Source organism: Pseudomonas sp. B22(2017), from assembly GCF_002113105.1.
GTDB lineage: Bacteria > Pseudomonadota > Gammaproteobacteria > Pseudomonadales > Pseudomonadaceae > Aquipseudomonas > Aquipseudomonas asiatica.
The window spans coordinates 273488-288417 of record NZ_NEJN01000003.1; the positions used below are offsets into that span (position 1 = coordinate 273488).

The window sequence follows — 14930 nt, forward strand, 5'->3', positions numbered from 1 at the left end:
GCCGGCAAGCCAGCTCCCACAGGTACTGCACAGGCCTGAGGTCTATGCAGTCGAAGTGGGAGCTGGCTTGCCGGCGATGGGCGCGAAGCGGCCCTAATTAGCAGCCACTACTGCGCCATAGGAGGCCACCAAGGCCTCCTTCGCCGACTTGCGCAGCCGCTTCACCAGCCGTTCCTGGCGCAACGCCTCGCCCTTGTCCGGCCATTGCTCCACATACACCAGCGCCTGGGCCGGGCTGGTCTTGAAGTAACGCGCGCCCTGCCCTTTCTGGTGCGCCAGAAAGCGCCGCTGCGGGTCATCGCTGATACCGCAATACAGCGATCCATTGGCAGCCCTTACCAAGTAGACATACCAGGGTTTGCTGGCGGCAATTTCAACGGGGTCACTCACCCTGGGCCTGCTGGAATGCTCGCAATCCTTTGAACGCCTGCTGGCGTACCTTGTTCTGCACCAGCGGCGACCAGCCCAGCAGCATGCCAGGCACACCCAGCGCCTGCCGCGACCAACGCCACAAGTCGAAGTGGTCATCGTGCTGGCAGATCAAACCGTCACGAATCACGAAACGCGCCTGGATATCGTTGACCACGATGCGGCCGGTCTGGCTGAACAGGTAGGTGGCCACCCAATGTGCGGCGCCAGTGCGTTCATCGGCGCGGACGTTGTCGAAGGTCAGGGTGAAGTCCTTGGCCCGGCTGGTAAGCATTCGCCACATGTCGCCTGCATCCTTGCCACGCAAGGTGCCGAAGACCGGGTCGCTGAAGACGATATCATCGCTGTAGCAGGCGACCATGGCCTCGGCATCCAGGCGCTGGAAGGCTTGGTAGAAGCGGGTGATCAGGTCGCGGTTGGCGTCGCTCATGTGGGCTGGTCCGTCCTGGGAGTCGAAAGCAGCACGATAATCTTCCCCGATTGGTTATGCCAGTACCGGCCCTTTCGCGGGTAAACCCGCTCCCACAGGTACAACATGACGTCCAGATCTGTGCAATCCCTGTGGGAGCGGGTTTACCCGCGAAGAGGCCGGCAATGCCACATGCCCCTTCAGACTTTCTCGCTGCTCACCTGCACATGCAAAGCCCGACCGGCCCCCAGGCCGAAAACGATGGCACCCACCCCCAGCACGGCAAAAATCCACCCCACTGCCGCCCAGCCCCCGGTCAGGTCATGCACCAGCCCCACCGCAAGCGGCCCCATCGACGCCAGGGTATAACCCACCCCCTGCGCCATGCTCGACAGGTTCGCCGCGACATGGGCATCCTTCGAGCGCAGCACGATCAAGGTCAGCGCCAGGGCAAAGGTACCGCCCTGCCCCAGGCCCAGCACAACCGCCCAGCCCCACAGCCCGGAAAGCGGCGCATACAGGCAACCGAACAGGCCGGTCAGGGTAATCAGCATGACCAGCACGATGGCCAGGCGCTGGTCCTTGCCGCGAGTGGCCAGCCAGGGCGCACTGAGCGAACTGACCAGCTGCACGATTACCGACCCCGACAGCACCAGCCCCGCCTCGGTCGGGCTCAGGCCGCGACCGATCAGGATCGATGGCAACCAGCCAAAGACGATATAGGCCAGTGACGACTGCAGGCCCATGTACAGGGTCACCTGCCAGGCCAGCGCGTCCCGCCATAGCCCACGCACGCGATAAGCCACCTTGTGCAGGCCATGACCCTGGCGGGCCTGCGGCAGCCATACCAGCATGGCCAGCAGGGCCGGCAGCATCCAGAAGCCAAGCCCCAGCGCCCATCTGTCATTGAAGTGCTGGGCCAGAGGCACCGTGGCGCCTGCAGCCATGGCGGCGCCCAGGCACAGCGCCATGGTGTATACGCCGGTCAAGGTGCCAGCGTGTTGCGGGAAATCGCGCTTGACGATGCCCGGCAACAGCACGCCAATGATGCCGATACTGGCCCCGGCCATCAGGCTGCCGAGAAACACCCCGGTGGCCCCCAGGCTACTGCGCACGACGATGCCAAGCGCCAGGGTGGCGAGGATGCCGAGGATCACCCGCTCGCTGCCAAAACGCCTCGCCAGCACCGGCGCCAAGGGCGCGAACAGGCCCAGGCACAGCACTGGCAAGGTGGTCAGCAAACCGGCCTGCGAGGCATTCAGCCCCAAGCCTTCGGACACCTGGCCCAGCACCGGCGCCATGCTCGACAATGCCGGGCGCAGGTTCAATGCCACCAGCACCAGACCGAGCAACAACAGCCAAGGCCGCTGTATCTGTACCGGCTGCTGTTGGACCTGCTCGTCGTCAGCCTCGGCGTCGATCAGCAACTCATCGAAGTCCCGCTCGCTCGGTGGGGTGTTACGGGTGATGGAATCAGCCATGGCCTTCTCGGAGTCAGGATTCGATAAGGGTACGGCTCAGGCGCTTGGCCTGCTCCGCATCGCGTTGCTCGATTGCGGCAAGGATCTGCCCATGCAGGTCGAACGTGGCCTGGCAGCGCGGCACGGTTGCCATGTTGTGCTGCAGCGCGGCAGCCACCACCCCGGAAAAGTATCGGTACAGCTCACTCAAGGCCGGGTTATGGGCGGCATCGACCAGCCGCTGGTGAAACACCAGGTCGCAGGCCACATAGGCATCGATATCACCGTGAAAATGCCCGGCACTGTTGGCCAGGGCATCACGAAGCGCCTGAAGATCGGCGTCGGTTCGGCGCAGCGCGGCCAGGCCGATGGCCTCGGCTTCAAGGATGTGCCGGGTCTCACGGGCCTGCTCGGGCGTGCAGCGTGACATCGCCTGCACCGCCTGTAGCGGGTCCTGGGCCGTGCGCAGGTAGCTGCCATCCCCCTGGCGAATCTCCACCAGGCCACTGAACGCCAGCACACGCATGGCCTCGCGTACGGTGTTGCGGCTTATGCCCAACTGCAGGGCCAGTTCCGGCTCGGTCGGCAAACGCTGGCCAACCTGCCAGTCGCCCAGCAGGATGCGTTCTCGCATGCGCTCGACGGCAAGTTCGACCAGGGAGCGCTTGGTCAATTCGGTACTCATGAAGCTCAACCAATCATCCGATGAATTGGCGCAGCATACCGGTGGGCAAAGTGTTTGTCATTGGAGAGAGCAGCGATTAAAAACCTGCCGCGATTTTTTGTAGGAGCGGCCTTGTGTCGCGAAAGGGCCGCAAAGCGGCCCCTGGATTTCAGCGCAGATGCAAAAACTGCTGGGGCCGCTTTGCGGCCCTTTCGCGACACAAGGCCGCTCCTACAAGGACCGCGCAGGGCAGTGGATGGCGTCAAGTCAACGCATCGAGCAGCGCCTGGTTCATCTCTGGCGTACCGATGGTGATGCGCAGGAACTGGGCAATACGCGGCTGCTTGAAGTGGCGCACGATCACCCCCTGCTCGCGCAGGCGTGCAGCCAACTCACCGGCATCGTGCTGCGGGTGGCGGGCGAAGATGAAGTTGGCCGCCGACGGCAGCACTTCGAAGCCCTTGGCCCGCAGTTGCCCGACCAATACCTCGCGGCTGTCGATCACCTTGCGGCAGGTTTCTTCGAAGTACTCGCGGTCCTCGAACGCCACCGCTGCGCCGACGATCGCGGCACGGTCCAGCGGGTAGGAGTTGAAGCTGTTCTTGATCCGCTCCAGCGCTTCGATCAGGTCCGGGTGGCCAACCGCCAGGCCAACCCGCAGCCCCGCCAGCGAGCGCGACTTCGACAGGGTCTGGGTGACCAGCAGATTGTCGTAGCGGTCCACCAGGCTGATCGCCGTTTCGCCACCGAAGTCGATGTAGGCTTCATCCACCACCACCACCGAATCACGGTTGGCTTGCAGCAACTGCTCCACCGCCTGCAGCGGCATCAGGCAGCCGGTCGGCGCATTGGGGTTGGGGAAGATGATGCCGGCGTTGGGCTTGTTGTAGTCCTCGATGCGGATCTGGAACTGCTCGTCCAAAGCCACCTGCTCGAAGGCGATACCGTAAAGACCGCAGTAGACCGGGTAGAAGCTGTAGCTGATGTCCGGGAACAGCAGCGGTGCGTCGTGCTGGAACAGCCCGTGGAAGATGTGCGCCAGTACCTCGTCCGAGCCGTTGCCGACGAACACTTGTGCCGGGGTCACGCCGTAGTACTCGGCCACCGCCTGCTTCAACCGGTCACCATTCGGGTCCGGGTACAGGCGCAGGTTGTCGTTCAGCTCGCCGCGCATGGCCTCCAGCGCCTTGGGCGACGGGCCGTAGGGGTTTTCGTTGGTGTTCAGCTTGACCAGGCGGGCCAGCTTGGGCTGTTCGCCCGGCACGTAAGGCACCAGGTCCTTGACGAAGGGGCTCCAGAATCGACTCATGCTCAGTTCCCCTTCTCTTGGGTCAGAATGCGGTATTCAGCGCTACGGGCGTGGGCGGTAAGCGACTCGCCACGGGCCAGGACCGAGGCGGTGTGGCCCAGCTCGGACGCGCCCTGCTCGGAGCAGAAAATGATCGACGAACGCTTCTGGAAGTCATACACCCCCAGCGGCGACGAGAAACGCGCGGTACCGGAGGTCGGCAGCACGTGGTTGGGCCCTGCGCAGTAGTCGCCCAGCGCTTCGCTGGTGTGGCGGCCCATGAAGATCGCGCCAGCGTGGCGGATGTGCGGCAGCCAGGCCTGCGGGTCGGCGACCGACAGCTCCAGGTGCTCCGGGGCAATGCGGTTGGCCACTTCCATGGCCTGTTGCATGTCACGCACCTGGATCAGCGCGCCACGGCCATTGATCGACTTCTCGATGATCTCGGCACGTTCCATGGTCGGCAGCAACTTGTCGATGCTGGCGGCAACGCGGTCGAGGAAGGCGGCGTCCGGGCTGACCAGGATGGCCTGGGCATCTTCATCGTGCTCGGCCTGGGAGAACAGGTCCATGGCGATCCAGTCCGGGTCGGTCTGGCCGTCGCATACCACGAGGATTTCCGACGGGCCGGCGATCATGTCGATACCCACCTGGCCAAACACGTGGCGCTTGGCGGTGGCGACGTAGATGTTGCCCGGGCCGACGATCTTGTCCACCTGCGGCACGCTTTCGGTACCGTAGGCCAGCGCGGCGACAGCCTGGGCGCCGCCGACGGTGAACACACGGTCGACACCGGCGATGCAGGCAGCCGCCAGCACCAGTTCGTTGACCTCGCCACGCGGGGTCGGCACCACCATCACCACTTCGGCCACGCCGGCGACCTTGGCCGGGATGGCGTTCATCAGCACCGACGACGGGTACGACGCCTTGCCACCCGGCACATACAGGCCGGCGCGGTCCAGCGGGGTGACCTTCTGGCCGAGCACGGTGCCGTCGGCCTCAGTGTACTGCCAGGAGTCCTGCTTCTGCCGCTCGTGGTACATGCGCACACGGTTGGCAGCCTTTTCCAGGGCTTCGCGCTGGGCCGGGGTAATGCGGGTCAGCGCCAGTTCCAGGCGCTCGCGACCGAGGATCAGGTCATCGATGGACTTGGCATCGATACCATCGAAACGCTGGGTGAATTCCACCAGTGCCGCATCGCCGCGCTCGCGCACGGCCTTGATGATGTCGAGCACGCGCTGGTTGACCGCGTCATCGGACACACTTTCCCAGCTCAGCAGATGATCCAGATGTCGGGCGAAATCCGGATCAGCAGCGTTGAGACGGGCAATTGCAGTGGACACGGTCATGGCGAGGGCCTCGATTATTGGCGAATGCTCAGGCGCCCTAGGCTACCAGTCCATCCGCGCGGGCACCCGAGAAAAATGGCTATGACGCGGATAGACGGGCGCGGCAGCGAAGGCCGCGCGCAGTCGGTAGAGAGTCAGCCGCGGTGTCGCGATTCGACCGCTCCGCGCAGCGTGTCGATCAGGCTCTGGATACGGGCGTGCTGCATTTTCATGGAGGCCTTGTTGACCACCAGGCGCGAGCTGATCGTGGCGATCAGTTCCTGGGGCTCCAGGCCGTTGGCACGCAGGGTGTTGCCGGTGTCGACCACGTCGATAATCTTGTCGGCGAGGTTGATCAGCGGTGCCAGTTCCATCGAGCCGTACAGCTTGATGATGTCGACCTGGCGGCCCTGTTCGGCGTAGTAGCGCTTGGCTACGTTGACGAACTTGGTAGCCACGCGCAGACGGCCCTTGGGCTCGGGTGCGCCGACCACGCCAGCGGTCATCAGCTTGCAACGGGCAATCTGCAGGTCCAGGGGCTCGTAAAGGCCCTGGCCGCCGTACTCCATCAGCACATCCTTGCCGGCCACACCCAGGTCGGCGGCACCATGCTCGACATAGGTCGGCACGTCGGTCGCACGCACGATCAGCAGGCGCACATCGTCCTGCGTGGTGGGGATGATCAGTTTGCGGCTCTTGTCCGGGTTCTCGGTCGGCACGATACCGGCCTCGGCCAGCAACGGCAGGGTATCGTCGAGAATACGGCCTTTGGAAAGCGCGATGGTCAACATTGGAACGTCGGTCCTTAAGCGGCTACTGCCGGCCGGGCGTCGAGCCCGACCGCATTCAATTCGTTAGGCACATCCTGCGAAAGCGGGCAAATCCACCCCCACAGGATGCACCAGGCAGACGACTAGCCCGGTACGCGACGGATCTTCGCGCCCAGCATCTGCAGTTTTTCTTCGATGCACTCGTAACCACGGTCGATGTGGTAGATGCGATCGATCAGGGTATCGCCTTCGGCTACCAGCGCCGACAGCACCAGGCTGGCGGAAGCACGCAGGTCGGTGGCCATTACCGGGGCACCCTTCAGCGCCTTGACGCCAGTGACGATGGCAGTGTTGCCTTCGACCTGGATCTGCGCGCCCATGCGGTGCATTTCGTAGACGTGCATGAAGCGGTTTTCGAAGATCGTCTCGATCACTGCACCGGTGCCTTCGGCAATGGCGTTGAGCGAGATGAACTGCGCCTGCATGTCGGTCGGGAACGCCGGGTACGGGGCGGTACGCAGGTTGACGGCTTTCGGCCGTTTGCCGTGCATGTCCAGCTCGATCCAGTCTTCGCCAGTGTTGATGTCGGCGCCGGCTTCCTTGAGTTTTTCCAGTACGGCTTCAAGGATGGTCGGGTCGGTGTCCTTGACCTTGACGCGGCCGCCGGTCACGGCAGCGGCAACCAGGTAGGTACCGGTCTCGATACGGTCCGGCATCACGCGGTAGTTGGCCGAGTGCAGGCGCTCGACGCCATCGATGACGATGGTGTCGGTACCAGCGCCCTGGACCTTGCCGCCCATGGCGTTGATGAAGTTGGCCAGGTCGACCACTTCCGGCTCGCGCGCGGCGTTCTGCAGTACGCTGCGGCCCTTGGCCAGGGCAGCGGCCATCATGATGTTCTCGGTACCGGTCACGCTGACGGTGTCGAAGAAGAAGTGCGCACCGCGCAGGCCACCCTCAGGTGCCTTGGCCTTGATGTAGCCGCCTTCGACTTCGATCTTCGCGCCCATGGCCTCGAGGCCACGGATGTGCAGGTCGACCGGGCGCGAACCAATGGCGCAACCGCCAGGCAGGGCCACTTCGGCCTCGCCGAAACGGGCAACCATCGGGCCCAGCACCAGGATCGAGGCGCGCATGGTCTTGACCAGCTCGTAAGGCGCAACCAGTGTCTTGATGGTGCGAGGGTCGATCTCGACAGCCAGCTTTTCGTCGATCACCGGCTCGATGCCCATGCGGCCGAAGAGCTCGATCATGGTGGTGATGTCGTGCAGGTGCGGCAGGTTGCCCACGGTGACCGGGCCGTCGGCCAGCAGGGTCGCCGCCAGAATTGGCAAGGCTGCGTTCTTCGCGCCCGAAATGCGGATCTCGCCATCAAGGCAAGCGCCGCCAGTAATAATCAGTTTGTCCATTGGAATCTCGCCGCCACGTTGGCTCAGGTGCGCTCAGCCCAGGCTGCGCTGCTGAAAAATTTCATGGTTACCGCATGGATGCTGCCATTGGCGATCCACGGATTCAGGTGAGCATAGATCGCCTGCTGGCGTTTGACCGGGCTCAGGCCAGCCAACTCGTCGCTGATCACGTTCAACTGGAAGTTGCAGCCTTCGCCTTCAACTTCGACCCGGGAACCCGGCAATTTCTCTTCAAGGAAGCTTTTAACTTCTACGGCCTGCATGCTCAACCTCAATCGGCGCCCGATGCGCACGGGTCGGCCATCATACAAAAAAGCCCCTCGCCTGCGAAGCCCAACGAGGGCTTCACTGACCGAGGGGCCATCATCCGTGCCGGGCCATCAGGTTGCCAGCACTTCATCGAGGTCATAGACCTCGGCAATTTCCCGCATGTCGTCCGGCATGCTGCGCACCTGACAACCCTTGCCGGCGGCCTGGGCATCGCGCATGAAGGCCAGCAGCAACGACAGGCCGACACTGGTGGAACGCTGCACTGCCGAACAATCGAGCACCAGCTGCGCCTCGCGGCATGCCGCGATCAGCGCCTTGCCCTGCTTGCGCAGGACCGGCCCGCTGCGGTAGTCCAGCACGCCGGCCAGGCGCAGCACGCCCGGCTCGGCCATGCTTACACCGGCCTCACTCATTTGACGGTCTTCTCCGGCGAGTTGTCGGCGGCCTGCTTGGCCTTCGCCACTTCGCCGGCCCAGCCGTCGATGGTCTTGTCCAGGTCGTTGCCATTGCGCTGCATGGCGTCGGCGAACTGGTCGCGGAACAGCTTGCCGATGTTGATGCCGTTGACGATCACGTTACGCACCTTCCACTCGCCACCGATGTTCTCCAGCGTGTACTGCACGGGATACACGGCACCGTTGTTGCCGGTGACCTTCATGCCAACGCTGGCGCGCTTGCCGTCATCAGCCTTGGCCGGGTCGACGGTGATGCCCTGGTTGTTGTACTCGAGCAGGGCATTGCCATAGAACTGCATCAGGCTGCGCTTGAAGTTTTCCTGGAAGCGCTGCATCTGCTCGGGGGTGGCCTTGCGCGAGTACTTGACGGTCATGATGCTCTTGGAAATACCGTCAGCGTCCACCACCGGGCCGAGGATGCGGTTCAGCGCATCGTAGAAGGCATTGGGGTTGGACTTGTACTGTTCCTTGTTGGCCTTGAGGTCGCCCAGCAGTTCAGTGGTGGTGCCCTGAACCACATCGTGTGGCGTCTGCGCAGCCACGGTCAGCAGGGGGAAGGCTGCCAGCAGGACCAGCAGGCCACGTCGCAGGATGGAAATCATGGAAACTCCTTAATTAGCCGGTTGCGCTTCTTTCGGTTCCTTGCCAACGGAGTTGAGCAGGAACTTGCCAATCAGATCTTCCAGCACCAGTGCCGACTGGGTGTCGTGGATGGTCCCGCCGTCCTTGAGCACCTGGTCCTCACCGCCCACGCTGATGCCGATGTACTTCTCGCCAAGCAACCCGGCGGTCAGGATCGAGGCAGTGGAGTCGGTCGGCAGGTTGTCCACCGACTTGTCCAGCTGCAGCGTCACCCGACCGGTGTAGGAGTCGCGGTCCAGATCGATGGCGGTAACCTTGCCGATGGTCACACCGGCCATGGTCACTTTAGCTCTGACCGTCAAACCGGCGATATTGTCGAAGTAGGCATAAACTTTATAGGTATCGCTGCTCGGGCTGGCCGACAGCCCGCTGACACGCAGGGCCAGCAGCAGCAGCGCCAGGATCCCGGCCAGGAGGAACAGGCCGACACCGATTTCCAGGGTGCGGTTTTGCATCAGAAATCTCCAAACATCAAGGCGGTCAGAATAAAGTCCAGACCCAGCACTGCCAACGAGGCATAGACCACGGTCTTGGTGGTGGCACGGCTGATCCCTTCTGAGGTGGGCTCACAGTCGTACCCCTGGAATACGGCGATCCAGGTCGTGACGAAGGCAAATACCAGGCTCTTGATCAGCCCGTTGAGCACGTCGTCGGTGAACGAAACACTGTTCTGCATGTTGGCCCAGAACGAGCCCTCGTAGACGCCCAGCCAGTCCACCGCCACCCACGATCCACCCCAGATGCCGACCACGCTGAAAATCAGCGCCAGCAACGGCAGCGAGATGAAACCGGCCCACAGGCGCGGCGCGACGATGTACTTGAGCGGGTCGACGCCGATCATTTCAAGGCTCGACAACTGCTCGGTGGACTTCATGTTGCCGATTTCTGCGGTTAGCGCCGAACCGGCACGGCCGGCGAACAGCAACGCCGTCACCACCGGGCCGAGCTCACGCAGCAGGGTCAGGGCGACCATCTGCCCCACCGCCTGCTCCGAGCCGTACTTGGTCAGGATGCTGAAGCCCTGCAGCGCCAGCACCATGCCGATGAACACCCCGGACACAACGATGATCGCCAGCGACAGCACGCCCACCGAGTACAGCTGCTTGGTCAGCAGCTGGAAGCCGCCGCCGATGCCGCCACGGCCGATCAGCGCATGGAACAGGAACAGGCAGGAGCGCCCCAGCACCGCCAATACGTCGATGGCCGAGCGCCCCAGCAGACGGACACGTTCGAGTAAGGATTTTCTGCGCATCAACGCGCTCCCAGCAGGTCGGCGCGGTAGTCAGGCGCAGGAAAATGGAAAGGCACCGGGCCGTCCGGGTCGCCCTTCATGAACTGGCGAATCCGCGGGTTGTCCGAGCCCATCAGCTCGTCAGGCGTCCCCTGGCCCAGCACCTGGCCATCACCTACGACATAGATGTAGTCGGCGATGCTGGCGGTTTCCGCCAGGTCGTGGGAAACGACGATGCTGGTGATACCCAAGGCATCGTTGAGCAGGCGGATCAGACGCACCAATACACCCATGGCGATCGGGTCCTGGCCGACGAACGGTTCGTCGTACATGAGAATCTGCGGGTCCAGGGCAATCGCACGGGCCAACGCCACACGGCGCTTCATGCCACCGGACAGCTCGTCGGGCATCAGGTCGATGGCACCGCGCAGCCCCACGGCCTGCAGCTTCATCAGCACGATATCGCGGATCATCTCGTCCGACAGCTGGGTGTGCACGCGCAGCGGAAACGCGACGTTCTCGAACACATCGAGATCGGTGAACAGCGCGCCGCTCTGGAACAGCACCCCCATTTGCTTGCGGGCGTCGAACAGGTCGCTGCGCGACAACGTCGGCAGGTTCTGCCCGGCAACCCAGACCTCACCGCTGGAGGGGCGCAACTGCGCGCCCATCAGGCGGAGCAACGTGGTCTTGCCGCAACCCGATGGCCCCATGATACCGGTGACCTTGCCGCGCGGGATGCGAATGTCGACGTTGCTGAAAATGCTGCGCGAACCACGTTTGAAGGTAACCCCCTTCAACTCGACCGCGTAGGCGCTATCCACACTCATCTAGACTCCTTGCTGGTGCAGCCTCGTCCTAATGGACGTCGGCCTCCATCTGGAAGGCACAAGCGCCCCTGGCAGGCCGAATAGCGGCGAACTATAGCACCGCTGACAGCGCCGCCCCAAGGTCGGCTAGCGAGTCGTTCAGCCCTGCGACAGGCTGGCGAGACATTCACCACGGCAATCGAAAGCGTGAGGGTTTCTTTCATTGCAGCTATAATCGCCGCCTTTTCATCAGGCATTGCTTTTTCGACATGAGCCAATCCAGCGAGCTGATCCAATCCGCCCAACGCACCCTGCGCCTGGAACTCGAGGCCGTAGAGGCCCTGCTGGCGCGCATCGACGACAATTTCGTCAAGGCCTGCGAACTGATCCTGGCCAGCAAGGGCCGGGTCGTCGTGGTCGGCATGGGCAAGTCCGGGCACATCGGCAACAAGATCGCCGCCACCCTGGCCAGCACCGGCACACCGGCATTTTTCGTGCACCCGGCCGAAGCCAGCCATGGCGACATGGGCATGATCACCCGCGATGATGTCATCCTTGCCCTGTCGAATTCCGGCAGCACCGCCGAAATCGTCACCCTGCTGCCGCTGATCAAGCGCCTGGGCATCAAGCTGATCAGTCTGACCGGTAACCCGGACTCGCCCCTGGCCCAGGCTGCCGAGGTCAACCTCGACGCCCGCGTCGAACAAGAGGCCTGCCCGCTGAACCTGGCCCCCACCTCCTCCACCACCGCATCGCTGGTGCTGGGCGACGCGCTGGCCATTGCCCTGCTCGAAGCCCGCGGCTTCACCGCCGAGGACTTTGCCTTCTCGCACCCGGGTGGTGCACTGGGCCGCCGCCTGCTGCTCAAGGTGGAGAACGTGATGCACGCCGGCGACGAACTGCCCCAGGTGCCCCGCGGCACCCTGCTCAAGGACGCACTCCTTGAAATGTCCCGCAAAGGCCTGGGCATGACCGTGATCGTCGAAGCCGACGGCAAGCTGGCCGGGATCTTCACCGACGGCGACCTGCGCCGCAGCCTGGACCGCAACATCGACGTCCACACCACCCTGATCGATCAGGTCATGACCGTGCACGGCAAGACGGCCCGCGCCGAAATGCTCGCGGCCGAGGCCCTGAAGATCATGGAAGACCACAAGATCGGCGCTCTGGTGGTGGTGGACCGCGAGGACCGCCCCACCGGCGCCCTGAACATGCACGACCTGCTGCGCGCCGGCGTGATGTAAAGGAGCGATGGAATGAACCAGGACCTCATGCAACGCGGCAAGGAAATCAAGCTGGCAGTGTTCGACGTGGACGGCGTGCTCACCGACGGGCGTCTGTACTTCCTCGAGGACGGCAGCGAGTTCAAGACCTTCAACACCCTCGACGGCCAGGGCATCAAGATGCTCATGGCCTCGGGCGTGACCACCGCGATCATCAGCGGGCGCAAGACCCCGGTGGTCGAGCGTCGGGCGAAGAACCTCGGCATCCCGCACCTGTACCAGGGCCGCGAGGACAAACTGGTGGTGCTGGACGGCCTGCTCGCCGAACTGGGCCTGAGCTATGCTCAAGTGGCCTACCTTGGCGACGACCTGCCCGACCTGCCGGTGATCCGCCGGGTCGCACTGGGCATGGCGGTGGCCAACGCCGCGCCGTTCGTTCGCCAGCACGCCCATGGCGTGACCCAGGCACGTGGCGGCGAAGGTGCGGCCCGTGAATTCTGCGAACTGATCATGCAGGCCCAGGGCACCCTGGACGCTGCCAACGCCAACTACCTGTAAGGCTGCCCATGTTCAGCAAGAAAGCCCGCAACATTGCGCTGCTCGCGGTGATCGCCGCCCTGCTGGTGGCGATCGGCTACTGGAATGTCAGCCCGGAAAGCTTCCTCGACAAGCCTGTGGCCCAGGTCGACGAAAGCGCCATCGACTACTACGCAGTCAACGCCCACAGCGTGCAGTTCCTGCCCGACGGCAAGCTGCAGTACGAAATGACCGCTGACAAGGTCGAACACCTGAAAGCCAGCGAAATCACCCTGCTGACCACGCCGGACCTGCACCTGTACCGCGGTACCGAATACCCGTGGCACGTACAGAGCACCCGCGCCGAGGTCAACCCGGACGGCAGCGAAGTCGAACTGATCGACAACGTACGGGTCGCCCGCACCGACGAAAAGCAGCGTGAAATGATCATTACCAGCTCACGCATGACCGTGTTCCCGCAGAAGCAATATGCGCAGACCGAGCAAGCCGTTAGAATCGACGGCGCCGGTGGCACAACTACGGGCAAAGGAATGAAAGCGTATTTGAAAGAAGGCAAGATGGACTTGCTCTCTAACGTAAGAGGACAGTATGAGGCTCGTTAAAACCCTCCCCCTTTTGCTCAGCCTGAGCGCAGCACTGGGAAGCGCGAGCGCCCTCGCCCTGCCGAATGACCGTGACCAGCCTATCCGCATCCAGGCCGATAACGCCCACCTGGACGACAAGCAGGGCGTGGCCACCTACACCGGCGACGTGATCATCACCCAGGGTTCGATGATGATCAAAGGCAACACCGTGACCATCACCCGTTCCGCCTCCGGCGACATCGACGTGGTGACCTCGGTGGGCAACCTGGCCTACTTCGAGCAGCAGCAGAGCGCAGCCAAGCCGGACAAGATGAAAGGCTGGGCGGTGACCATCCAGTACCAGTCGCAGAAGGACATGGTGATACTCACCGACCGCGCCAAGGTCGAGAACGAAGGCAACACCACCGAAGGCGAGAAGATCGTCTACAACACCCAGACCCAGGTGGCGACCGCCGGTCGTGGTGGCAACGTGACCTCGCCGCGTCAGCGTATCGACATGGTGATCCAGCCCAAGAAGAAGGCCGAGTAAATGGCAACCCTCAAAGCCCAGCACCTGGCCAAGAGCTACAAGGGGCGGCAGGTCGTACGTGACGTCAGCCTGTCGATCGACAGCGGCCAGATCGTCGGCCTGCTCGGCCCCAACGGCGCCGGCAAGACCACCTGCTTCTACATGATCGTCGGCCTGGTCCAGGCCGATCAGGGGCGCGTGCTGATCGACAACCTCGATGTCAGCCACCAGCCCATGCACGGTCGCGCCCGCGCCGGCATCGGCTACCTGCCGCAGGAAGCCTCGATCTTCCGCAAGCTGTCGGTGGCCGACAACATCATGGCCATCCTCGAGACCCGCAAGGAACTCGACCGCGACGGCCGGCGCAAAGAGCTGGAAAGCCTGCTGCAGGAGTTCCACATCAGCCACATTCGCGACAACCTCGGCATGAGCCTGTCCGGTGGTGAGCGCCGCCGCGTGGAAATTGCCCGCGCGCTGGCGACCGCACCCAAGTTCATCCTGCTGGACGAACCGTTTGCCGGTGTCGACCCGATTTCGGTCGGCGACATCAAGCAGATCATCCATCACCTCAAGGCCAAGGGTATCGGTGTACTGATCACCGACCACAACGTGCGTGAGACCCTGGATATCTGCGAAACCGCCTATATCGTCAATGATGGCCGGCTGATCGCCGAAGGCGACGCCGAAACCATCCTGGCCAACGACCTGGTCAAAGAAGTTTACCTGGGCCACGAGTTCCGGCTCTGAGCCCGGCACGCGCCTGGAGTACTGGCAAATCGCCCTGGAACCTGGGGTAAAGTGTTACGGTACTCTAGGCAAACGCTACAATTTAAGGCATAAAACTTGCTTGATCTGGCGCCCCGGCGCCCTCGTGTAGTGGATGGCGCATGCGCGCCGGCGAACAAGGTATTAAG

At 63.3% G+C, this 14930-nt stretch carries 19 protein-coding genes; 5 read left to right on the forward strand and 14 right to left on the reverse strand.

What is annotated here, in order from left to right; genetic code table 11:
- Positions 1-93: 93 nt before the first annotated feature.
- From CAG18_RS08815 to CAG18_RS08880, 14 genes are all read right to left on the reverse strand, one after another.
- A complete protein-coding gene (locus tag CAG18_RS08815; RefSeq protein WP_054573144.1) occupies positions 94-390 on the reverse strand; it encodes a GIY-YIG nuclease family protein in 297 nt (98 codons plus the stop codon).
- Positions 383-859, reverse strand: coding sequence for a nuclear transport factor 2 family protein (locus CAG18_RS08820; protein ID WP_015269068.1), 477 nt, complete (start codon positions 857-859; stop codon positions 383-385). Before CAG18_RS08820 ends, CAG18_RS08815 begins: the two co-directional genes overlap by 8 nt.
- Positions 860-1038: 179 nt before the next feature.
- Positions 1039-2319: an MFS transporter gene (locus CAG18_RS08825; RefSeq protein ID WP_085720758.1), complete on the reverse strand. Its 1281-nt coding sequence runs from the start codon at positions 2317-2319 to the stop codon at positions 1039-1041.
- Between the two features lie 13 nt (positions 2320-2332).
- On the reverse strand, positions 2333-2983 hold the full coding sequence (locus CAG18_RS08830) for a FadR/GntR family transcriptional regulator (RefSeq protein ID WP_013971088.1): 651 nt from the start codon (positions 2981-2983) through the stop codon (positions 2333-2335).
- 241 nt (positions 2984-3224) lie between these two features.
- Positions 3225-4271: a histidinol-phosphate transaminase gene (gene hisC, locus CAG18_RS08835; protein WP_015269066.1), complete on the reverse strand. Its 1047-nt coding sequence runs from the start codon at positions 4269-4271 to the stop codon at positions 3225-3227.
- A gap of 2 nt (positions 4272-4273) precedes the next feature.
- Positions 4274-5599 carry a histidinol dehydrogenase gene (gene hisD, locus CAG18_RS08840; RefSeq protein WP_085720759.1) on the reverse strand — a complete coding sequence of 442 codons (1326 nt, stop codon included), beginning with the start codon at positions 5597-5599 and terminating at the stop codon, positions 4274-4276.
- Positions 5600-5733: 134 nt separating this feature from the next.
- Positions 5734-6369 carry an ATP phosphoribosyltransferase gene (gene hisG, locus CAG18_RS08845; RefSeq protein WP_003257924.1) on the reverse strand — a complete coding sequence of 212 codons (636 nt, stop codon included), beginning with the start codon at positions 6367-6369 and terminating at the stop codon, positions 5734-5736.
- Between the two features lie 122 nt (positions 6370-6491).
- Positions 6492-7757 carry a UDP-N-acetylglucosamine 1-carboxyvinyltransferase gene (gene murA / locus CAG18_RS08850; protein WP_013971085.1) on the reverse strand — a complete coding sequence of 422 codons (1266 nt, stop codon included), beginning with the start codon at positions 7755-7757 and terminating at the stop codon, positions 6492-6494.
- 23 nt (positions 7758-7780) lie between these two features.
- Complete coding sequence (locus tag CAG18_RS08855; RefSeq protein WP_003255121.1) at positions 7781-8020, reverse strand: BolA family protein; 240 nt, start codon at positions 8018-8020, stop codon at positions 7781-7783.
- 117 nt (positions 8021-8137) lie between these two features.
- Positions 8138-8440, reverse strand: coding sequence for a lipid asymmetry maintenance protein MlaB (locus tag CAG18_RS08860; RefSeq protein WP_015269065.1), 303 nt, complete (start codon positions 8438-8440; stop codon positions 8138-8140).
- A complete protein-coding gene (locus CAG18_RS08865) occupies positions 8437-9084 on the reverse strand; it encodes a phospholipid-binding protein MlaC (protein WP_003257922.1) in 648 nt (215 codons plus the stop codon). Before CAG18_RS08865 ends, CAG18_RS08860 begins: the two co-directional genes overlap by 4 nt.
- A gap of 9 nt (positions 9085-9093) precedes the next feature.
- The gene (gene mlaD, locus CAG18_RS08870; protein ID WP_003257921.1) at positions 9094-9579 is read right to left on the reverse strand and encodes an outer membrane lipid asymmetry maintenance protein MlaD; all 486 of its coding nucleotides are present in this window, start codon (positions 9577-9579) and stop codon (positions 9094-9096) included.
- A complete protein-coding gene (gene mlaE / locus CAG18_RS08875; RefSeq protein ID WP_013971083.1) occupies positions 9579-10376 on the reverse strand; it encodes a lipid asymmetry maintenance ABC transporter permease subunit MlaE in 798 nt (265 codons plus the stop codon). The genes mlaD and mlaE overlap by 1 nt, the downstream gene beginning before the upstream one ends.
- On the reverse strand, positions 10376-11185 hold the full coding sequence (locus CAG18_RS08880; protein WP_012270662.1) for an ATP-binding cassette domain-containing protein: 810 nt from the start codon (positions 11183-11185) through the stop codon (positions 10376-10378). Before CAG18_RS08880 ends, mlaE begins: the two co-directional genes overlap by 1 nt.
- Positions 11186-11433: 248 nt before the next feature.
- Here CAG18_RS08880 and CAG18_RS08885 point away from each other — a divergent pair, with 248 nt between their 5' ends.
- Genes CAG18_RS08885 through lptB form a run of 5 tightly spaced genes read left to right on the forward strand, consistent with a single transcriptional unit; the run spans position 11434 to position 14763 of the window.
- Positions 11434-12408, forward strand: coding sequence for an SIS domain-containing protein (locus CAG18_RS08885; RefSeq protein ID WP_003257920.1), 975 nt, complete (start codon positions 11434-11436; stop codon positions 12406-12408).
- A 12-nt stretch (positions 12409-12420) separates the two neighbouring features.
- Positions 12421-12945: an HAD family hydrolase gene (locus CAG18_RS08890; protein ID WP_015269064.1), complete on the forward strand. Its 525-nt coding sequence runs from the start codon at positions 12421-12423 to the stop codon at positions 12943-12945.
- Between the two features lie 8 nt (positions 12946-12953).
- Positions 12954-13526 carry an LPS export ABC transporter periplasmic protein LptC gene (lptC, locus tag CAG18_RS08895; RefSeq protein ID WP_003257918.1) on the forward strand — a complete coding sequence of 191 codons (573 nt, stop codon included), beginning with the start codon at positions 12954-12956 and terminating at the stop codon, positions 13524-13526.
- Positions 13513-14037: a lipopolysaccharide transport periplasmic protein LptA gene (gene lptA, locus CAG18_RS08900; protein ID WP_015269063.1), complete on the forward strand. Its 525-nt coding sequence runs from the start codon at positions 13513-13515 to the stop codon at positions 14035-14037. The genes lptC and lptA overlap by 14 nt, the downstream gene beginning before the upstream one ends.
- Complete coding sequence (gene lptB, locus CAG18_RS08905) at positions 14038-14763, forward strand: LPS export ABC transporter ATP-binding protein (protein WP_015269062.1); 726 nt, start codon at positions 14038-14040, stop codon at positions 14761-14763. It abuts the gene before it with no gap.
- The last annotated feature ends 167 nt before the right edge of the window (positions 14764-14930 follow it).